General features: G+C 36.6%; 2 protein-coding genes. Both read left to right on the forward strand.

Annotated elements, in window-relative coordinates; translation table 11 throughout:
- Positions 1 to 736 precede the first annotated feature (736 nt).
- Positions 737 to 1,519 (forward strand): BRO-N domain-containing protein, encoded by a 783-nt coding sequence (locus tag AACS90_RS23400; RefSeq protein ID WP_099123644.1) that lies wholly within the window; start codon positions 737 to 739, stop codon positions 1,517 to 1,519.
- An 86-nt stretch (positions 1,520 to 1,605) separates the two neighbouring features.
- Entirely contained in the window at positions 1,606 to 1,962 is a 357-nt protein-coding gene (locus AACS90_RS22565; protein WP_099123645.1) for a hypothetical protein, read from the forward strand.
- Positions 1,963 to 2,157 lie beyond the last annotated feature (195 nt).

The raw sequence follows: 2,157 nt of genomic DNA on the forward strand, positions 1-2,157 counted from the left end.
CAGAGGCTGAACAGCGTGGTTCACAGTGGTATCATCCCAAGATGGCTAGGTTTTCAATCACAAGCAAGTAGTTATTAAGAACTTGAAGCCACGGAAGGCTAATTTTATGTAAAATAAAATATGCTGTTTTATAGAAATCAAAAGAGGTATTAATTGCGTATTATCATTATAAGATAATTATAAGTTCATTATTTTTAAATGAGACTTGTTTATAGAATATTATTCTTTTACATAGCATATAATGCAATTAATTGAAAATTTTTATTTATTTTATTTATTGTAAAATACAAGATAAAAAGCTAATTTAATGCCATGTCAAGTTTTTTAATTGTGTTTATTTCTTTTTAATGGGGAATTAAGTGGCATTTTAGCTTTTATGAGTGCCTTCCAAGTTTTGGGATAAAATTTTGATGCAAACTTTACAAAGGGTTATTGCTTTTTATTATAGATGTAACAAATGATTATTTACTTTCGTGATTTTTATAGATAGGCAACACCAAGCTCATCAATGATGATTGGACAATCGAGAGTATAAAATAGGAAATAAATATATTTTACTCGTATTACGAGTATAACTAGCTGATTATTCGACTTCTGTCCCAAAATTGGAACATAATCGAAGACATTTTATTTAGAGAGTAATAATAAAGTAAGGTTAGTTCATAGTGGTGAAGCCCCAACCATCGTGGGGATAGTTAGGGCTTCGAAATTGCCAGAAATCTTGGAGAAAACTGACATGTTCAGTATACAACTTAATGAATTACATAACACGAAACAATTAGTTTTTCGTGACAGAGTTTTAAATCCTGTATATCGCTCCACTCAAATTTGGTTCACTGCTGTTGAGTTGGCGAAAGCGCTTGAATACAAAAAATCAGATGCGGTTACTCAGATTTATGAGCGTAACTCTGATGAGTTCACCTCAGCGATGACCGAGACCCTCAAATTGAGGGTCTCGAATAAATCAAAAGGTTACGATGAAAACTTACAAAAAAAGGTACGCGTTTTTTCTCTTAGGGGTGCCCACCTAATTGCTATGTTCTCAAAGACGAGTGTTGCTAAAGAGTTCCGTAAATGGGCATTGGATATACTGGACCGCGAGGTTGAGGAAAGTAGTTTAGACGTCTCCAAAACCACAACCTATGATCGCACTCCCTTACGTGGACTGGTTAATACCCTAATGGGTAAATATGGCATCAGTGATAGAACGTTATTCCAAATGGTTCATCGTGAGTTTGGGGTCAACCATATTGACGAACTAAGTCATGACCAGCTTCCGTCTGCGATAGCGTATCTGGCAACTAAAGTGATTGAGGGTGAGTTCTTAGGTAAAGAGGGCTTGCCTGTATCTCAGCAAGTTAGATACACCGTTAAACTGGAAATTTACGATAACCATTCCAATCAAGTAGATAGGCTTACAAATAGGATGGATACACCAGAAGGAATTATCCAAGGGGTAGCTAAATTATACGGTTATTACATTGATAAAATGGTATCAATGCCGGATAACGCGCTTTAATCTCAAGCCACGGATGGCATTATTTGGTGATTATGTGATCAGCTGGTGCTAAAATTGAATCAACCAATAATGCAATAGAGGTAGATATGGACGCTCGCATAGAAAAGCTAGAGACAAGAGTTGATTCCATGGAGTCTACCTTGTCTCGCTTAAATGAAACGATGCTAAAGCTGGATAGCAAGATTGACTTACAAACATCTAAATTAGAGTCAACTATCGCCTTGCAGTCGAGTAGACTTGAGGCAGCACTGGCTTTGCAGTCGAATAAGCTTGAATCCGCAATAGCTTTACAAGGCGTTGAACTAAAATCTTCCATGGACAAGCAAAAAGTTGCTTTTGATGGCAAATTGAAGGATATGCGCTTAAGCATCATTCTCTGGATTTTAGGTCTGCCTAGCTTGTTTTTTGCGGTATATAAAATATATGAAACGATTGGACATTAACTAACCCGCTTCGGCGGGTTTTTCATTTCTAAGGCCGCCGAGTGCGGTTTTTTCCTTTATAGGAGTTCATATGGCAGTTGACGTATTTCAGTGGAAAACTCAAATTCAGGATTCTCCCAGTGGTGAATTTAAGCATCGAATTAAAACGGTTGAGTTTGGAGATGGTTATAAACAAGTATCAGGGGATGGAATTAA

The sequence above is a fragment of the Xenorhabdus sp. KK7.4 genome (assembly GCF_963876465.1).
GTDB lineage: Bacteria > Pseudomonadota > Gammaproteobacteria > Enterobacterales > Enterobacteriaceae > Xenorhabdus > Xenorhabdus stockiae.

Coding starts and splice junctions, on each gene's coding strand:
- AACS90_RS22565 (WP_099123645.1), top strand. CDS start 1,606: ATGGACGCTCGCATAGAAAAGCTAGAGACAAGAGTTGATTCCATGGAG.
- AACS90_RS23400 (WP_099123644.1), top strand. CDS start 737: ATGTTCAGTATACAACTTAATGAATTACATAACACGAAACAATTAGTT.